Genomic DNA, 17,702 nt, shown 5'->3' with positions numbered 1-17,702 from the left:
GCTCACAGCGCGCCCCGGTGCCCGGCGACGTGGTCGCGGAGCACCTCGGCGTAGCGGGCGGCGTCGCCGGCGGCGACGGCCCGCGCCAGTGCGCGGTGCTGGTCGAGCGCCGGGTGGAGCTGCTCGGGACGGACCCGGATGAGCTGGTGCCGGAGGCGTTGCTGGCGGTCGTGGAGGAGGCGGGTGAAGTGCACCGCGACGGGGTTCTCCGCGGCCGCGACGACCGCGGTGTGGAACGCGTCGTCGGCGTCGACGAAGCGGTCCACGTCGTGTTCCGCGATCGCGTCGGCCTGGTCGCGCAGGAGGTCGTCGAGCACGGGCACGAGGTCCGGACGCGGGCCACCGCGGAGTGCTCGGGTCGCCGCGGACGCCTCGACCGCTTCCCGCATCTCGAGGACGTCGGCGGACTCGCTCGGGGACATGGGGCGGACGACGGCGCCCTTCCGGGATTCGAGCGTGAGCAGTTGCTCCGCGGCGAGCCGGAGGAACGCCTCGTGCACCGGGGTCCGGCTGATGCCGAGCTCCTGGCAGACGACCCCCTCGCTGAGGAGGGCACCGCCAGGGAGTTCACCGCGGATGATCCGCTGCTTCGTGTGCTCGTAGGCGCGCTCCGCGGACGACATGTGTCGATCGTACGTCTTGCATGCAAGTGTCCGTGCAGCTTGTCCGAGGAGCATGTGAACATCGCGTTTCCGGCCCGGACTCCCGAGGTGCCACCGCGTAGATTGACGGGACGGCGTCGACGGCGACGTCCGACTGGAGGGACCGCCATGGAGAGGATCACGCGAGCCGAGGACCGTGTCCACCGCCCCGCTGGGCCCTGGACACCGACCGTGCACCGGCTGCTCGCACACCTCCACGAGCGCGGGTTCGTGGAGGCGCCGGAGCCGATCGCGCTCGGTGCGGCGCTCGAGACCGTGTCGTTCATCCCCGGTCTCGCGGGTGAGTACCCCTGGACCGACGACGTCGCGTCCGAGGCCGCGCTCGTCACCGCGGCCCGGCTGCTGCGCAACTACCACGACGCCGCTGCCACCTACGCGGTGGCGGCGGACGACGTGTGGTCCCAAGCCGACCGTGCTCCTGTCGAGACGATCTGCCACGGCGACTTCGCCCCGTACAACTGCGTGTTCGACGGCCGGGCCGCGGTCGGGATCATCGACTTCGACACGGCCCACCCCGGGCCGCGGGTGTGGGACGTCGCGTCGGCGGTCTACCGGTTCGCGCCGCTGACGACCGGGGACACCCCCGTGACGCGTCTCGACGACCAGCTCGCCCGTGCGGCCGAGTTCTGCCGCGCCTACGACCTCGACGCGTCCAGCCGAGCGGGGCTCGTCGAGGCCGTGGTCGCGGGCCTCGTCGCCCTCGTGACGACCATCGAGTCCGAGGCCGCCGCCGGGGACCCGAAGTTCGCCCGGGACCTGGCGGCGGGCCACGCCGAGCTCTACCGCGCCGACGTCGCCTACATCGAGCACCACGCCGACGCCATCCGGCACGCCGTGGCCTGAGCAGGGCTCACGCGGGCGGCACCACACCGGCACGCAGCCCGCGCCCAGCGGGAGCACGGCGAGCCCACGGCGAACACGGGGCGTCCTCCGCGCGGCGAGCCGGTAGTGTTCCACCGCCATGAGCGACAGCCCTGCCGACGCCACCCCGTACGAGGTGCTCGGCGTCCCCGCCTCCGCCGACGACGACACCCTCCGGCGCGCCTACCGCCGGGCTGCCCGCGAGACCCATCCGGACCTCGGCGGGGACCCGCGCTCGTTCCGCCTGTTGCAAGAGGCGTGGGAACGCGTCGGCACCCCCGAGGCGCGCCGGGCGTACGACGCCGGAGCCTCCCGTTCGGCGATCGCCGGGCACGGACCCGCCGGCGACCCCGCGGGGCGTCCGGCCTCGGGCCGTGACGCCTACGCGCCGCCCGCCGCGCGCCGCGACTCCCGCCCACGTGCCCGGTCCTTCGGGCACCCCGGCGGACTGTCGCGCGAGGTCTTCCTCGCCGCCGAGCGCGAGTGGGTCGGGCTCGGCGACCCGATCGAGGACCCGTACGACCCGGCACTCGTCCGCTCCGCCCCTCGCCACATCCGCCGTCTCCTGGCCGAGGCGCTCGCCGAGGAGGCGACCGCGGCGATCGTCGCCGACCTCGGGATCGGTGTGACGGTGTGGCACGACCTCGACGCCGGGCCCGAGGGCAAGCTGGACCACGTCGTCCTCACGACGAGCGGACTCTGGGCGCTCGAGTCCATCGACTGGGGTGCTCCCGTCCGCATCGAGCACGGCGAGGTCGTCGGCGCGACCCTCGCGCCGGGGGAGCGCCCGGTGCGCGAACTCGTCCGGGCTGCGCGCACGGTCCAGAAGGCGACCCGCGTCCGGTTCACGGGCCGGCTCCTGGTCGTCCCGGACTCCGCGGTCGACGACGACGTCCGGCTCGTGGGGCCGGCACGCAGACCGACCGCGTTCGTCGTGCGGCGGAGCGCCCTGGCCGGCGTGTTGCTCGGCCCCGGTGCCGAGACGGGATCGGTCGACGTGTTCGAGCTCCGCGCGCGGCTCCAGGAGACGGTCCGCTTCGTCTGACCGTGCTCGTCGTCGGACCGCGAGCGCCGAGCGCCGAGCCGAGACGCGGCTTCAGTACCCGCGCAGCTTCTCGAGGTCGCGGCGCTCCCGCCCGGTCGGTCGACCCGCTCCGCGGTCCCGCACCGGCAACCAGGCCGTCTCCTCGCGCGGCGGCGGTGGGGGCGTCCGGTCCTCCAGACACGTGGCGGCCACCGGTGCCCCGACGCGCTTGACGACGATCCCGCGCACGACGACGATCCGTTCGACCCCGTTGCTCCGCAACCGCACCTCGTCGCCGATCCCGACCGACTGCGCTGCCTTGACGCGCTCGCCGTTCACCCGGACGTGCCCGGCACGGCAGGCAGCGGTGGCGGCGGAGCGGGTCTTCGTCAGCCGCACCGCCCACAACCAGCTGTCGACGCGGGCGCGGTCCATGCGCGACAGCCTATGCGGAACGCCCCGGTCCTACCATGAGTGCCGTGGACGACGACCCCGACGGCCAGGCCGACCCTGCCGACCACGCGGGGTCCGCTGCGCGTGACGACGTCCGCCGCGCGGACGCCCACCGCCGCCGGGCGCTCGCCCTCCTCGCCACCGCCCCGATCGGCACGCGCCTGGTGGTGCGCGCCCACCACGGCGACGGTGCGCGGGACGCCCTCGGCACCCTGGTCGCACGCACCGACACGATCTGCACGGTGCGCACCCGCCGCGAGGACGTCGACATCGCCCTCGCCACCGTCGTCGCCGCCCGTCCGGTGCCACCGCCGCCGCCGCCCCGCGAGCGCCGACGCGCGTCCTGAGCGCGCCGCCCGCGCGCCTCGTCGAGCGGGGGACCCGACGCCCGTACCGTGAACGGCATGGTCCCCGCACCACAGGCACCGAACCCGGCACCGGCCCCGTCATCGGTGGGCCCGTCGTCGGTGGCCCCGTCGTCGCCGGACGTGAGCTCGTCGGCCGGGATGCCGGCGCCGTCGCCCGGCCGGTCGACGCCGGGTCGCCGCGAGCACGCGGACACCGTGACCGACCGCACCGCCCGCGTCAGCATCACGCGCCCCGCGTCCTGGGCGACCGTGCACGCCGCCGACGCGGACCTCCGGACGACCGGTGACGGCGTCACCGTGACCGTGCGCTCCCGCCCCAGCGACAACGGCATCGCGGACGAGACCGCCGCGCTGGTCGCTCGGCTGCCCGGCTCGGTCGACGGCGTGCTCGTCGTCGGGTGCGACCCGTGGGGGAGCGCGGGGGCGCCGGCCCGCCTCGTCGAGTACCACCGCCCCGCTCCGCCGCTGGAGGCCGCCGCCGCGACGGACCGCCCCGCGGTCGGCGAGTCGGACGGCACCGAGCACGGACACGAACCGCACCGGCCCGTTCCCGCCCTCGGCCACCGCGCCCCCGACCGCACGGGCGTCTTCGTGTCGCACCTGCTCGTCACCACCGGTCGGCACCGCATCGACGTCGTCGCCGAGCGCCCGCTCGCGGTCCTCGACGCCACCGACGACGTCGTCGCCCGCGTGCTCGAGTCCGTCCGCGTCGTCAACCCCGCGCCGGCCGCAGCCCACCCGCCACGCGTGCTCGAGGACGTCCCGGTCCCCGTGCGCCCGACGCTCGCCCCGTTCGGTGTGCCGGTGGACGCCGAGGCGCTCGCGGCGCTGCAGGGCATGGCGGGCCGCCGTTGGAACCCCGCGGTCCTCCGGTCGCCCGGCGGTCGCGCGCTCATCGACCAGGGGCTCGTCGGCCGCTTCGGCACCGTCCCGTCACTGACGAGCGCGGTGCTCGCGCCCTGGGAAGCCGGCGTCGACCCCGTCACGCTCGAGCAGCAGCGGGAGGACGGGCCCGTCACCCGGCTCCGCTGGTGGCGCGGCGACGCCGCCGTGACCGTGCTGGACGGGACCGAGGAGGCCGGCTTCCGCATCGGCAGCGTCGACGACGCCACGCTCCTGGCGCTCGCGGCCGGGAGGCTCGGGGTGACCCCGTCCTGGACCTTCGCCTTCGCGACGCCGCGGCTCCCGGCCGCGGTCCTGGACCGCCGGGTCGAGGACCCGACGGCCCGCCCCGACCTGCCCGCGGCGGTCCGCACGGCCGATCCGGTGCTCGCGCGGTTCTGGGACGCCCCGTGGACCGTGTCGCACCTCCGGGTGCCGACGCGGCCGCGTCCCGTCACGGTGGTCCACGCCGCGGGCGTCGGCTTCGCGCGCATCGGACGGGCGACGGCCGAGGGGACCGCGATCCGGGTCGAGGCGTCCGCGAACGTCCACCGTCTGCTCGTCCGCACGGTCCTGGCGGGCTGACCCCGGTCCTCCCGGACGTCCCGCGTCAGGCGGCCGGACCGGCGACGAGCGTCGCGGTGACCGTTCCCGCCGTGCCGTCGGCGGCGGTGTACCCGACGGTGACCGAGTCCCCCACGGCGTGTGCCTGGATGAGCTCGGTGAGCTGATCGGCACCGGTCACGGCGGTGCCGTCGATGCTCGTGATCGTGTCGCCCGCGGCGAGCCCGGCGTTCTCGGCCGGGGACCCGGACACGACGCCCTGCAGCGTGACACCGGAGCCGGTGGTCGGATTCGTCGACGAGACCTCCGCGCCGAGGAAGGCCGGGGTCCCGATGACGATCGTCGAGGTCGCGGTGCCGGACAGGATCCGTTCGGCGATGCTCTTGGCCGTCGCGATCGGGATCGCGTACCCGGTGACGTCGCTCGTGCCCGACGACGCGGCGGTGGTCATCCCGACGACCTCGCCCTCGGAGTCGAGCAGCGGGCCGCCCGAGTCGCCGGACACGACGTCGGCCGCGACCTCGATGAGACCGGTGAGCGACTCCGTGCCGGTGCCGGACTCGCTCTGCACGGTGATGTCCTGGTCGAGCGCGGTCACGGAGCCCTTCGCGGCGACGAGTTCGCCCTGGCCCTCCGCGTTCCCGACGTCGGTCACGGTGTCGCCGACGGCCAGGTCGTCGTCGTCGTCGAGTGTCGCGGTGGTGAGGTCCGACGCCCCGCGCAGCTCGAGCACGGCGACGTCGTCGGTCTTGTCGGTGCCGACGACGTCCGCCGTGTAGGTCTTGCCGGTGGACTCGACGGTCACCTCGATGCTCGTGGCGTCCTCGACGACGTGGTTGTTCGTCAGGATCTCGCCGTCGGAGGAGATGATCATCCCGGTGCCGGCGGCCTGCGACGAGGAGTCGTAGTCGAGCGTCGTGTCGATCGTCACGATCCCGGCCTTCTGCGAGTCGGTGGCCGCGGTCTGGGCGCTGTCGGTGGATCCACTCGACCCCGTACCGCTCGACCCGGAACCGCTCGATCCGCTCGACGAGCCGTCGCCCGGGACGGACCAGCCGCCACCGATGCCGCCGCTGTCCGACGATCCGTTGCTCGAGGACCCGCTCGACTGGCTCGAGGTCGTGGTCCCCGTGTCCCGGGAGGCCAGGCCGAAGGCGGTGCCGCCCGCGGCGCTGACGATCGCGAGGGTGGCGACACCCGCCCCGACCATGAGGCCGACGCGGCGGCGCTTCGGCTTCGCTCCCGCGGTCGGGTCGGTGGCGCCCGCCGTGGCCCCGACGAGGTAGGGGCCGTGGCCGTCGTGCGTGTACGTGTAGGGGCCGGAGCCGTCCGGCGCGTAGAGGTAGGGGCCCGATCCGTCGAACGCGTAGGCGGACCGCAACGTGCTCGGGTCGACGTGCGGTGCCGCTGCGGGAGCCGGCGTGCCGATGGGCTGCGTGGTGTCGCGCGGGGCGTCCCCGTCGCGCTCGTCGTCGGCGGGGGTGGTGGGGTGCTCGGTCATTGGTCTCTCCGGTGGCTCGTCCGACAGCCGGTGGGGCGTCGATGCGTCCAGTACAGGACCCGATCCGATGAGTGGCCTATGAGCGGCGTGGACAGCGGCTCCGCACTCCCTCGGGAACGGCTGCGGCGCCGTCCCCGTCGCCACCGCGCCCGCCGTTCGACCGCAGGGGAGCCGGACTAGGCTTGCGCCGATGTCCCCGACCGCTCGTCCGCGCCGAGCGCGCCTCGTCGGGACGACTGCCGTGTCCCTGGTGGTGCTCGCCGCGGCGTGCGTGCTCAGCGTCATGGTCGGCGCGCGTCCGATCGATCCGCTGACGGTCGTCACGGTGCTCCTGCACCCCGGCCGGACGGACGAGATCACGCTCATCGTCGTCGGCGAGCGGGTGCCCCGGACGGCGCTCGGACTCGTCGCCGGAGCCGCGCTCGGCGTGGCGGGCGCGGTGATGCAGGGTGTCACCCGCAACCCGCTCGCGGATCCGGGCATCCTCGGCATCAACGCCGGCGCCGCACTCGCGGTGGTCGTCGGGACGACGGTGTTCGGGATCGCGGGCACGGCGGCGACGCTGCCGTTCGCCTTCGTCGGCGCCGCCGTCGCGGCCGTCGTGGTGTACGGGATCGCATCGGCCGGGAGGCGCGGGCCGACCCCGGTGGGCCTCGCTCTGTCCGGTGCCGTGGTCGCCGCCGCACTCGGGTCGGTCACGACCGCGGTCCTCCTGACGCGCCAGTCGGCACTCGACCGCATCCGCTTCTGGCAGGTGGGTTCGCTGGCGACGGGGGACCTGCACGTCGTCGCTGTCGTCGCCGTGCCGGTCGTCGTCGGCCTGGCCATCGCCATGACCCTCGGCCGGTCACTCGACACGCTCGCCCTCGGGGACGAGCTCGCGGCGTCCCTCGGGCAGCGGGTCGTCGTGGCGCGGGCACTCGGCGCGCTCGCCACGGTCCTCCTCGCGGGCGCGGCGACGGCGGCGATCGGACCCGTCGGGTTCGTCGGGCTCGCGGTGCCGCACGCCGTCCGCCGTGTCACCGGTCCGGCGAACCGGTGGACCCTGCCGTTGTCCGCGATCGTGGCCCCGGCCCTCCTGCTCGTCGCCGACGTCATCGGTCGTGTCGTCGCCTTCCCAGGCGAGGTCCAGGTCGGCATCGTGACGGCGGTGATCGGCGCTCCCGTGTTCATCGCGCTCGTCCGGAGCAGGGCGGTGCGGGACCTGTGAGCGTGTCGACCCGGACCCCTCGGCGACCACGGGGCACCGATGCCGGACTGCGGCGCGAGCTCCTCGTGCTCGCGGGGGCCCTCGTGCTCGTCGTGGTGCTCGCCGTCGCCGCGCTCGGCCTCGGCGAGATCGCGATCTCCCCGGGTGCGGTCCTCGCCGCGCTCGTCGGACGCGCGGACCGCGTGACGGACTTCGTCATCACCGAGCTCCGCGGGCCCCGGCTGCTGGCGGCGGTCCTCGTCGGCGCGAGCCTCGGCACCGCCGGCGGCATCGTGCAGAGCGTCGTGCGGAACCCGATCGCGAGCCCCGACGTCATCGGGATCACCTCGGGCGCGAGCGCGTCGGGCATCACGGCCATCGCGCTGTTCGCCGCCTCGGGGCTCACCCTGTTCTCGGTCGTCGTCGTCGGTGCCGTCCTCGTGACGGTCGTCATCGCCGCGCTGAGCTGGCGCGGCGGGATCGGGGACAACCGGCTCGTCCTCGTCGGCGTCGGCGTCGCGGCGATCGCCGTGAGCGTCACGGGGTGGATGCTCACGCGCGGGAACGTGCAGGACGCCGCCGTCGCGCTCGTGTGGCTCACGGGCAGCCTCAACGCGGTCGACCCCACGGTGCTCGCGGTGCTCGCGGTGGCGTTCGTCGTGCTGTTCGTCCTCGCCCTCCTCCAGTCGCCGCGGCTCGGGGTGCTCACCCTCGGGGACGACGTCGCGGCGTCGTTGGGGCTGCCGCCGGACCGGGCCAAGGTGCTGCTCGTCCTCACCGCGGTCGGCCTGAGCGCCTCGGCGGTGGCGGCAGCGGGCCCGGTGTCGTTCGTCGCGCTCATGGCCGCGCCGATCGCCCGTCGTCTCGTCGGTCGTGGTCGCGTCGCCCTCGCTCCCGCCGCGGCGGTGGGGGCCGTCATCGTGCAGGCGAGCGACCTCGTGGCGCAGTTCGCGATCCCCGGGGTGGCGGTGCCCGTCGGCGTCGTCACGGGCATCGTCGGCGCGCCGTACCTGCTCTGGCTGATCGCGCGCGGGCGCTGACCGCGCCCGCCCGTTCCAGGCTGCTCCACGCCGACCGAGCGGGACCTCCCGGCGGTCCCGCCGTGTGCAGGACGTGTGTGGACCGTGCGGTCGCTCCACAGGAGTGAAAGGGCGTTCGCGGTGCCGCGCGTTTCCGATACGCTGGTCCGCCAGAAGGAGGTCCACGATGGCAGGTCCAACGGGTCCGCGCGACGGCGCCGCACGATCCGATGCGCCCGAGCGGCGCGTCGACACCACCCTGACCTTCAGCATGGACATGGGGGCGGCGCTCACACCGGAGAACGGTGTCTCGACCGAGGAGATCGACGCGATCGGCGCGCTGCCGTCCGGGTCGGCGCTGCTCGTCGTCCGCCGCGGGCCGAACGCCGGGGCTCGGTTCCTGCTCGACTCCGACGTCACGACGGCCGGCCGACACCCCGACGCCGACATCTTCCTCGACGACGTCACGGTGTCGCGCAAGCACGCCGAGTTCCTCCGGCACGGTACGAGCTTCAGCGTCAAGGACCTCGGATCGCTCAACGGCACCTACTTCGACGGCGTCCGCATCGACGAGGCCCTGCTCGCCGACGGCGCCGAGGTGCAGGTCGGCAAGTTCCGCCTCACCTTCTACGCGTCCCGCGTCGACATCGCGCGCCTGGCGACCGCGTAGTGCCGGCGCGGAGCGCTGCCGCCCGGTCGACGGCCGCGGGTCCCGACCTGCTCACGATCGGGCAGGTGCTCGCGCGGTTGAAGCCCGAGTTCCCGGACCTGTCGAACTCCAAACTCCGGTTCCTCGAGGAACGCGAGCTCGTGACGCCGATCCGGACCGAGAGCGGATACCGCAAGTTCTCGCCCGCCGACGTCCAGCGGCTCCGGATCGTCCTGGGCCTGCAGCGAGACCACTACCTGCCGCTCAAGGTCATCAAGGAGTACCTGGCCGACCTCGACGCCGGGCGCGACCCGGTCCTGCCGGGTGGTGCCGACGGCCCGCGGCCCTCGATCCTCGGCACCGAGCGGCGGTACACGCGCGACGAGCTCGTCCGCGCGGCCGGCGCGACCCCGATGCTCGTGTCGGACGCCGTGTCCGCGTCGCTGCTGCCGGCCGTCGAGCACTACGGCGAGGACGCCGTCACCGTCGTCAAGGCGCTCGTGGAGCTGCAGCGCACCGGCATCGAGCCACGGCATCTCCGCACGTTCCGGGCGTCGGCGGAGCGCGAACTCGGTCTCATCGAGTCGGCGCTCATGCCCGTCCGGCGCCGGTCCGACGCCACCTCACGCGCCAAGGCGGCGGAGCTCGCCCGCGAGATCGCAGGGCAACTCGAGGTCGTCCGGTCGAGCCTCATCCGGGCTGCGATCGGGCGGTTCGACGCCTCGTGAGCACGGGGCCCGAACGTGGACAGCCGGTGTCGGTCGGGCTTATCCTCGACACGCCGAACTCCCCGGTGCGGATGTCCCGCGACGACCGGGTCCGACTCGCTAGCGTGGACCTCGGCACAACTCTCAACCGATCGTTGAATGTTCGGTTGCGGGCCGGAACGTCGTGGAAGGCAGTCTGATGAGTGGGAACGAAACGCCCCGGACCCCCGGGGACGCACCGTCCGACGCAGCCGTGGACACGCCCGACGGCGAGCTGACCCGCTACGACCTCGGCCTGCTGTTCACCGACGGCATGCCCGAGCGCGACGAGTCCAACGGCTACCGCGGCACCGTCGCCGCCCGGGCCGCGGGCATCAGCTACCGCCAGCTCGACTACTGGGCGCGGACCGGCCTCGTCGAGCCGACCATCCGTGGCGCGGCGGGGTCCGGTTCGCAGCGGCTCTACGGCTTCCGCGACATCCTCGTGCTCAAACTCGTCAAGCGCCTGCTCGACACCGGCATCTCGTTGCAGCAGATCCGCACCGCGGTGAACCAGCTCCGCGAGTCGGGGGTGAACGACCTGGCACAGACGACCCTGATGTCCGATGGGGCGTCCGTGTACCTCTGCACCTCGAACGACGAGGTCATCGACCTGGTCTCCCGAGGGCAGGGTGTCTTCGGCATCGCGGTCGGCAAGGTCCTGCGCGAGGTCGAGACGAGTCTCGTGGAACTCGACTCGACGCCGGCGGCCGACCCGAGCGACGAACTCGCGGCGCGCCGGGCCTCCCGGGCCTCCTGACCCGCGCGGCCTCCCGGGTCTCCTGCCCCGCGCGGTCTCCCGGGTCTCGTGACCCGCGCGTCCGACGCGTCACACGGCGCAGCGCACACGGCAGGCGACACGGGGACGCCGCGCCTCGGCCGGCTCAGGCCTGCGCGACCCCCTCGGCGTACTCGCCGATCTTGCCCGTCCGCATGATCCGCTCGAGCAGCAGGTCGAAGTTCCGTGCCATCTCCTGGGCGGACTCGCCCGGCCACACGTGCAGCGGCTTCGCGGCACCCTGGGCCTGCTGCAGTGACGTCCGTTCGGGCAGCTGGGGCGACAGCACGAGCGGGCCGAACATGTCGCGGAGCTCCTTGATGCGGAACTGGTGCTCGAGCGACTGCACGCGGGCACGGTTGACGATGATGCCGAGCGGCTGGAGGCGCGGGGAGAGTCCGCGGCGGATCTCCTCGATGGCGCGCAGTGCGCGGTCGGCCGCCGCGACGGAGAACAGCCCCGGCTCGGTGACGACGGACACGCGGTCCGAGGCGGCCCACGCCGTGCGGGTCAGGGCGTTGAGCGAGGGAGCGCAGTCGATGAGCACGAGGTCGTAGTCGGCCTCGACGTTGGCGAGGGCCTCCTCGAGCTTCCAGATGTCCCGGATCGAGGGGTGCGGACCGTCGAAGTTGATGGCCGAGGGGGAGCCGACCATGACGTCGATCTTGCCCTGGCGTCCCTTGGTCCACCCGGACGGGGCGATCGCCTGACGGACGATCTTCTCCTTCGGGTTCTCGAGCACGTCGGCGACGTTGAGGTGGCCGACGAGCGAGATGTCGAGCCCCGTGGAGACGTCCGACTGGGGGTCGAGGTCGACCACGAGCGTGCGGAGTCCCTTGGCGAACGCGGCGGACGTCAGGCCGAGGGTCACGGTCGTCTTGCCGACGCCTCCTTTGAGGGAGCTGACGCTGAGTACATGCACGTCGAGACACGATAGCCCCACTAGGGTTGAACCACCTCAAGATCCGCCGTGCTCGACGGCCGATCGCGCCGTCCGCCCGGGCACCACGACGACGCCCGGGTGCATGCCGAAAGGGCAGCCCGTGTTCCGCAAGATCCTGGTCGCGAACCGAGGCGAGATCGCCATCCGGGCGTTCCGCGCCGCGTACGAGCTCGGTGCCCGGACGGTCGCCGTCTACCCCTACGAGGACCGGAACTCCGAGCACCGGCTCAAGGCGGACGAGGCGTACCAGATCGGCGAGCCCGGTCACCCGGTCCGGGCCTACCTCGACGTCGCCGAGATCGTCCGCGTCGCCCGCGAGTGCGGCGCGGACGCGATCTACCCCGGGTACGGCTTCCTGTCCGAGAACCCGGAGCTGGCGGCCGCTGCGGCAGCGGCCGGCATCACGTTCATCGGCCCGGGCGAGCGCGTGCTCGAGATGGCCGGCAACAAGGTCACGGCCAAGGAACACGCCGTCGCGGCGGGGGTGCCCGTCCTCGCCAGCACGCCGGCCTCCCGCGACGTCGACGAGCTCGTGCGCGGCGCCGAGGCCATCGGATTCCCGGTGTTCGCCAAGGCCGTCGCCGGTGGCGGTGGCCGGGGGATGCGCCGTGTCGCCCGTCCCGAGGACCTCCGTCCCGCCCTCGAGGAGGCCATGCGCGAGGCCGACAGTGCGTTCGGCGACCCGACGATGTTCCTCGAGCAGGCCGTGCTCCGGCCCCGGCACATCGAGGTCCAGATCCTCGCGGACGCCACCGGCGACGAGGCCGGGACCATCCACCTGTTCGAGCGCGACTGCTCGGTGCAGCGCCGGAACCAGAAGGTCATCGAGATCGCGCCGGCGCCGGACCTCGACCCCGCGGTGGCGGCAGCGCTGCACCGGGACGCCGTCGCCTTCGCCCGGTCGATCGGCTACGTGAACGCGGGCACGGTCGAGTTCCTGCTCGACACGGTCGGCGAGCGCGCCGGGCGGCACGTCTTCATCGAGATGAACCCCCGCATCCAGGTCGAGCACACCGTGACCGAGGAGGTCACCGACGTCGACCTCGTCCAGGCGCAGATGCGGATCGCGGCGGGCGAGACGCTGGCGGACCTGGGACTGTCGCAGGAGGACGTGGCGGTGCACGGGGCTGCCCTGCAGTGCCGCATCACGACCGAGGACCCGTCGCAGGGGTTCCGCCCGGACACCGGCCGGATCACGACCTACCGGAGCCCGGGTGGCGCGGGGGTCCGCCTCGACGGCGGCACGGTGTCGACCGGCGCGCAGATCAGCCCGCACTTCGACTCGATGCTCGCCAAGATGACGTGCCGCGGGCGGTCGTTCCCCGCCGCGGTCGCCCGGGCCCGTCGTGCGCTCGCCGAGTTCCGCATCCGCGGCGTGAGCACGAACATCCCGTTCCTCCAGGCCGTCCTGGAGGACCCGGACTTCGCCCGCGGTGACGTCAGCACGTCGTTCATCGAGGAGCGCCCGCAGCTGCTCGGCGGCCACGTCTCGCGGGACCGTGGCACCAAGGTGCTGGCGTGGCTCGCGGACGTCACCGTCAACCAGCCGAACGGGCCGGGCACGGGTGCCCTCGACCCGGCGGTGAAGCTCCCGCGTGTGGACCTGGGACAGGAGCCGCCCGCCGGGCAGCGGCAGCGCCTCCTCGCCCTCGGTCCGGCGCGCTGGGCGGAAGCCCTGCGCGCGCAGACGGCCCTGGCCGTCACCGAGACGACCATGCGCGACGCCCACCAGTCCCTGCTCGCGACCCGCGTCCGCAGCACGGACCTCGTCGCGGTCGCGCCGTACGTCGCGCGGCTCACCCCGGAACTGCTCAGCATCGAGGCCTGGGGCGGCGCGACGTACGACGTCGCCCTGCGGTTCCTCGGCGAGGACCCGTGGGAACGGCTCGCGGCCCTCCGTGCGGCGATGCCGAACATCCCGATCCAGATGCTCCTCCGCGGCCGCAACACGGTCGGCTACACGCCGTACCCGACCGAGGTCACCGAGGGTTTCGTCGCCGAGGCCGCGGCGACGGGCGTCGACGTCTTCCGCGTGTTCGACGCCCTCAACGACGTCGCGCAGATGCGACCCGCCCTGGAGGCCGTGCTCGCGACCGGCACGGCCGTCGCCGAGGCCGCGCTCTGCTACACGGCCGACCTGCTCGACCCGGCGGAGGACCTCTACACGCTCGACTACTACCTGCGCCTCGCGGAGCAGATGGTGGCGGCGGGTGCGCACGTGATCGGGATCAAGGACATGGCGGGCCTCCTCCGTGCCGGTGCTGCCGACCGCCTCGTGACGGCCCTGCGGGAGCGGTTCGACCAGCCGGTCCACGTGCACACGCACGACACCGCCGGCGGGCAGCTGGCGACCCTCCTGGCGGCGAGCCGCGCCGGAGCGGACGCCGTCGACGTCGCGGCCGCGCCCATGGCGGGCACCACGAGCCAGCCGAGCATGTCGGCGCTCGTGGCGGCGCTGGCGCACACGGAGCGCGACACCGGGCTCGCACTGCGGGCGGTGAGCGACCTCGAGCCCTACTGGGAGGCCGTCCGCCGCGTCTACCGGCCGTTCGAGTCGGGCCTCCCGGGTCCCACCGGTCGGGTGTACGTGCACGAGATCCCGGGCGGGCAGCTGTCGAACCTCCGGCAGCAGGCGATCGCGCTCGGCCTCGGCGACCGGTTCGAGGAGGTCGAGGACCAGTACGCCGCGGCCAACCGGATCCTGGGACGCCCGACCAAGGTGACCCCGTCCTCCAAGGTGGTGGGCGACCTCGCACTCCAGCTCGCGGCGGTCGGCGCCGACCCCGCCGACTTCGAGCAGCACCCCGAGCGGTACGACGTGCCGGACTCGGTCGTGGGGTTCATGGCGGGCGAGCTCGGGGACCTGCCCGGCGGCTGGCCGGAGCCGTTCCGCAGCAAGGTGCTCGCCGGGCGCGAGGTCCACCTCACGACGACGCCGATCTCGGACGAGGACGCCGCGGTGCTCGCCGAGCCGGGCCGGGCGCGGCAGGCGGCCCTGAACCGGCTCCTGTTCCCGGGTCCGACCGACGAGTTCCACCGTGTCCGGGACCAGTACGGCGACCTCTCGGGCGTGGGGACCGCCGACTACCTGTACGGGCTCAAGCAGGGGCGGGAGCACGTCGTGTCGATCGCCCGGGGCGTCACGCTCCACGTCGGCCTCGAGGCCATCGGCGACGCCGACGAGCGCGGCATGCGCACGGTCATGACCACCCTGAACGGGCAGCTCCGCCCCGTGTACGTCCGTGACCGGTCGGTCGCGGTGGAGTCGAAGGCCGCCGAGAAGGCCGATCGCGACGACCCGGGTCAGGTCGCGGCACCGTTCTCCGGTGTCGTGACGCTCAAGGTGCAGCCCGGCGACCGCGTCGAGGCGGGGCAGGCCGTGGCGAGCATCGAGGCGATGAAGATGGAGGCGGCGATCACGACGCCCCGTGCGGGAACGGTGACACGGCTGGCCGTCCCGGTGACCCAACAGGTCGACGCCGGGGACCTCCTGGTGGTGGTCGCCTGATGACGGTCCGACCCATCCGGTTGTTCGGCGACCCCGTGCTGCGGTCACCGGCCGACCCGGTCCGGATCGGCGCGGACGGCGTCGCGGACCTCGTGCAGGACCTCCTCGACACGGTGCGGGTGCCGGGCCGTGCCGGCGTGGCCGCGCCGCAGATCGGCGTCGGACTGCGCGCCTTCAGCGTCAACGTCGACGGTTTCGTCGGCTACGTGCTCAACCCGGAGCTCGTCGAGACCCGTGGCGAGCCCGAGCTCATGGACGAGGGATGCCTCTCGGTGCCCGGCCTGGCGTACCCGACCCGACGGTTCCCGTACGCGCGGGTGCGGGGCCTCGACGTCGACGGCGCCGAGGTCGTGCTCGAGGGTGAGGGGCTCATGGCGGAGGCGCTGCAGCACGAGACGGACCACCTCGACGGCACCGTCTACGTCATGACGCTCGATCCGGAGACACGACGACGTGCGCTCCGCGACATCCGCGGGCAGGATTGGTTCTGACCGGGGCGCACATCGCTCCCGACGCGGGCACCCCCGTTCACGGGGTGGACGCGGATCAGGTTCCCTGGTCACCGTGGACCCGGACGCAGAGAGGGCGTCCGCCGACAGGATCAGGGGACAGCGATGTCATCATCAGGAACACGTCTCGTCCGTGCGCGCTCGCGCCGCGGACGACTGACCGCCCTCGGGGTGGTCCTCACGGTCGTCGCCGCGCCGCTCGCGGTGGTGACGGTCAGTGCTGCGGCACCGGCACACGCCGCGACCGAGCCGGTGGTGGGGGAGTCCCCGGACTACGCGTCCGAGACCTTCCAGGACCCGTGGGACTTCAGCGACGCGGCCGACTACAACACCGACCTCAGCGGGCCCGGCACCTACAAGGTGGCCAACGGGCAGCTGTCGATGAACTACGGCACCGGGGGCTTCATCTCGCTCGTCGACACGGTGAGCGGCAGCTTGGCCTACGGGCGGGACGGTGCCGCGGCGCCGATCAACACGTCGCGCTACCAGCGCCTGTCGTTCGAGATGAACACGTCGTCGGCCGGTTCGGGCAAGGGCATCGTCTACTGGTACACCTGCCGCGAGAAGACGAGCAGCTGCCTCGGCGGGACCACCTTCAACGTCACGGCGGGCGACCACGTGTACGACATCCCGCTCAACGGGACGTCGAACCAGGGCAGCAAGATCCCGTGGACGAGCGCGAAGGTGGTCGCACTCCGCGTCCAGCCCATCGTCACGAACGCGGCGCACCCCACGGTGTCGGCGACCCTGAACTGGGTGCGCCTGCACGGCGGCACGACGGCGCAGGCCGCGATGCCGGCCGGCGACCACGGCACCTACCGGGTCGAGCCGATGCCCGAGCCGGTGGTGGACAGCCCCAGCCCGGCGGACGGCAAGGACCTCGCCACGGTCCAGCGGGGCAAGCCGTGGGAGTTCACCTCGTCGGCGAACGCGTCGGGCGTCACGCTGCAGAACGCGCGGCTCATCCACTACGGCAGCGACGGTCTGACGGCGCAGAACCAGGGGCCGAACCAGGGCGACCCGCAGGTCCACCTGCCCGTCCAGAAGTTCAGCGCGAACCAGTACCACTACCTCACCTTCGACCTGACCTACGACGGCGGGTTCTCACTGGCGAGCGCTGCGGGCGGCGGCAAGATGGCGCGCGTCATCTGGTACGGCGCGAGCACGTCGACGCCGCAGATCGGCAACGACATCCTGACGTTCTCCGGGGCGAACGCCCGTGAGGTCGCGATCGACATGACCGCGGTGAACCCCCTCGACGAGACCGCCCTCAACCCGAAGGTCGGGTGGGCCGGCCAGGTGATCACCGGGTTCCGGTTCGACCCGAACGAGGACAAGGGTGCCGCGGTCTGGCACCTCAAGTCGATCCACCTGCGGAACACGCCGGCCGCGACCGGCAGCACGACGGTCAAGTTCCACGACGCGGCGTGGGTCGCCGGCACGACGGCCGACGTCAAGGTCGGCACGAGCGCGAACGGTTCCGGTTACACGACGATCGCGTCCGGCGTCCCGGTGCAGCAGGGTACGAACGCCACGACCTTCTCGCTCGGCTCGATGGCCGCGGGGACCTACCACGTCGAGGTCGTGCTCCACCACCCGAACAGCGGGAACGCACTGGCGTTCTCGTCCGCGCCGGTCATCATGTCCAAGGCCGCCGCGTCGGGCTCGACCGTCTCGGCCACCCCGAAGGGCAGCTTCGACACCCTCACGGCGACGAGCGGCGGGGCCACGGCACGCGGGTGGGCATGGGACCCGGACCAGACCTCGAGCACGGAGGTCCGGCTGTACGACCAGACCTCCGGGTCGAAGTACCTGGGAAGCGTGACGACCTCCATCGCCCGGTCCGACGTGGCGCGTGCGGTGGCGGGAGCCCCGGCGAACACCGGGTGGAGCACGACGGTCTCGCTGGCGAAGGGCACCCACAAGGTGTGCGCGTACGCGATCAACCAGGGCGGTGGGTCGAACCCGACGCTCGGATGCAAGTCCGTGACGGTCGGCTGAACCGCGACCACACACGAACGCCCCGCCGGTGCTCCGGCGGGGCGT

At 73.4% G+C, this 17,702-nt stretch carries 16 protein-coding genes; 12 read left to right on the top strand and 4 right to left on the bottom strand.

Annotated elements, in window-relative coordinates; all coding sequences use genetic code 11:
• Nucleotides 1-2: 2 nt before the first annotated feature.
• Complete coding sequence (locus DEI86_RS01725; RefSeq protein ID WP_181434657.1) at nucleotides 3-623, bottom strand: GntR family transcriptional regulator; 621 nt, start codon at nucleotides 621-623, stop codon at nucleotides 3-5.
• A 147-nt stretch (nucleotides 624-770) separates the two neighbouring features.
• Between DEI86_RS01725 and DEI86_RS01720 the strand changes: the two genes are divergently transcribed.
• Both DEI86_RS01720 and DEI86_RS01715 read left to right on the top strand, forming a co-directional pair.
• Complete coding sequence (locus DEI86_RS01720) at nucleotides 771-1,505, top strand: phosphotransferase (protein ID WP_111048637.1); 735 nt, start codon at nucleotides 771-773, stop codon at nucleotides 1,503-1,505.
• 118 nt (nucleotides 1,506-1,623) lie between these two features.
• Complete coding sequence (locus DEI86_RS01715; protein ID WP_111048636.1) at nucleotides 1,624-2,568, top strand: DnaJ domain-containing protein; 945 nt, start codon at nucleotides 1,624-1,626, stop codon at nucleotides 2,566-2,568.
• A 51-nt stretch (nucleotides 2,569-2,619) separates the two neighbouring features.
• On the opposite strand, the gene DEI86_RS01710 is transcribed toward DEI86_RS01715, so the two are convergent.
• Nucleotides 2,620-2,982: an RNA-binding S4 domain-containing protein gene (locus tag DEI86_RS01710; protein WP_111048635.1), complete on the bottom strand. Its 363-nt coding sequence runs from the start codon at nucleotides 2,980-2,982 to the stop codon at nucleotides 2,620-2,622.
• 44 nt (nucleotides 2,983-3,026) lie between these two features.
• On the opposite strand from DEI86_RS01710, the gene DEI86_RS16775 reads away from it, so the two are divergent.
• On the top strand, nucleotides 3,027-3,347 hold the full coding sequence (locus DEI86_RS16775) for a hypothetical protein (protein ID WP_258374976.1): 321 nt from the start codon (nucleotides 3,027-3,029) through the stop codon (nucleotides 3,345-3,347).
• Between the two features lie 57 nt (nucleotides 3,348-3,404).
• Nucleotides 3,405-4,835 (top strand): hypothetical protein, encoded by a 1,431-nt coding sequence (locus DEI86_RS01700; protein WP_146244845.1) that lies wholly within the window; start codon nucleotides 3,405-3,407, stop codon nucleotides 4,833-4,835.
• 25 nt (nucleotides 4,836-4,860) lie between these two features.
• On the opposite strand, the gene DEI86_RS01695 is transcribed toward DEI86_RS01700, so the two are convergent.
• Nucleotides 4,861-6,315 (bottom strand): S1C family serine protease, encoded by a 1,455-nt coding sequence (locus DEI86_RS01695; RefSeq protein WP_258376432.1) that lies wholly within the window; start codon nucleotides 6,313-6,315, stop codon nucleotides 4,861-4,863.
• A gap of 190 nt (nucleotides 6,316-6,505) precedes the next feature.
• On the opposite strand from DEI86_RS01695, the gene DEI86_RS01690 reads away from it, so the two are divergent.
• The 5 genes from DEI86_RS01690 (at nucleotide 6,506) to DEI86_RS01670 (ending at nucleotide 10,678) form a co-directional block, all read left to right on the top strand.
• Entirely contained in the window at nucleotides 6,506-7,525 is a 1,020-nt protein-coding gene (locus DEI86_RS01690) for an iron ABC transporter permease (RefSeq protein WP_111048633.1), read from the top strand.
• Complete coding sequence (locus tag DEI86_RS01685; RefSeq protein ID WP_258371981.1) at nucleotides 7,522-8,544, top strand: iron chelate uptake ABC transporter family permease subunit; 1,023 nt, start codon at nucleotides 7,522-7,524, stop codon at nucleotides 8,542-8,544. Before DEI86_RS01690 ends, DEI86_RS01685 begins: the two co-directional genes overlap by 4 nt.
• A 166-nt stretch (nucleotides 8,545-8,710) precedes the next feature.
• The gene (locus DEI86_RS01680) at nucleotides 8,711-9,193 is read left to right on the top strand and encodes an FHA domain-containing protein (RefSeq protein ID WP_111008615.1); all 483 of its coding nucleotides are present in this window, start codon (nucleotides 8,711-8,713) and stop codon (nucleotides 9,191-9,193) included.
• Entirely contained in the window at nucleotides 9,193-9,900 is a 708-nt protein-coding gene (locus tag DEI86_RS01675; protein WP_111008616.1) for a MerR family transcriptional regulator, read from the top strand. The genes DEI86_RS01680 and DEI86_RS01675 overlap by 1 nt, the downstream gene beginning before the upstream one ends.
• 292 nt (nucleotides 9,901-10,192) lie before the next feature.
• Nucleotides 10,193-10,678: a MerR family transcriptional regulator gene (locus DEI86_RS01670; RefSeq protein WP_258368453.1), complete on the top strand. Its 486-nt coding sequence runs from the start codon at nucleotides 10,193-10,195 to the stop codon at nucleotides 10,676-10,678.
• Between the two features lie 124 nt (nucleotides 10,679-10,802).
• On the opposite strand, the gene DEI86_RS01665 is transcribed toward DEI86_RS01670, so the two are convergent.
• Nucleotides 10,803-11,618, bottom strand: a complete 816-nt coding sequence (locus DEI86_RS01665; protein WP_111012636.1) for a ParA family protein — start codon at nucleotides 11,616-11,618, stop codon at nucleotides 10,803-10,805.
• Between the two features lie 121 nt (nucleotides 11,619-11,739).
• On the opposite strand from DEI86_RS01665, the gene DEI86_RS01660 reads away from it, so the two are divergent.
• The 3 genes from DEI86_RS01660 (at nucleotide 11,740) to DEI86_RS01650 (ending at nucleotide 17,657) form a co-directional block, all read left to right on the top strand.
• Complete coding sequence (locus DEI86_RS01660) at nucleotides 11,740-15,147, top strand: pyruvate carboxylase (RefSeq protein ID WP_111048632.1); 3,408 nt, start codon at nucleotides 11,740-11,742, stop codon at nucleotides 15,145-15,147.
• The gene (locus tag DEI86_RS01655; RefSeq protein ID WP_111008620.1) at nucleotides 15,147-15,638 is read left to right on the top strand and encodes a peptide deformylase; all 492 of its coding nucleotides are present in this window, start codon (nucleotides 15,147-15,149) and stop codon (nucleotides 15,636-15,638) included. Before DEI86_RS01660 ends, DEI86_RS01655 begins: the two co-directional genes overlap by 1 nt.
• A gap of 123 nt (nucleotides 15,639-15,761) precedes the next feature.
• On the top strand, nucleotides 15,762-17,657 hold the full coding sequence (locus DEI86_RS01650; protein ID WP_146244844.1) for a hypothetical protein: 1,896 nt from the start codon (nucleotides 15,762-15,764) through the stop codon (nucleotides 17,655-17,657).
• The last annotated feature ends 45 nt before the right edge of the window (nucleotides 17,658-17,702 follow it).

Source organism: Curtobacterium sp. MCBD17_028 (assembly GCF_003234875.1).
Taxonomy (GTDB): Bacteria; Actinomycetota; Actinomycetes; order Actinomycetales; family Microbacteriaceae; genus Curtobacterium.
This window is presented reverse-complemented; position numbering and strand designations above follow the sequence as displayed.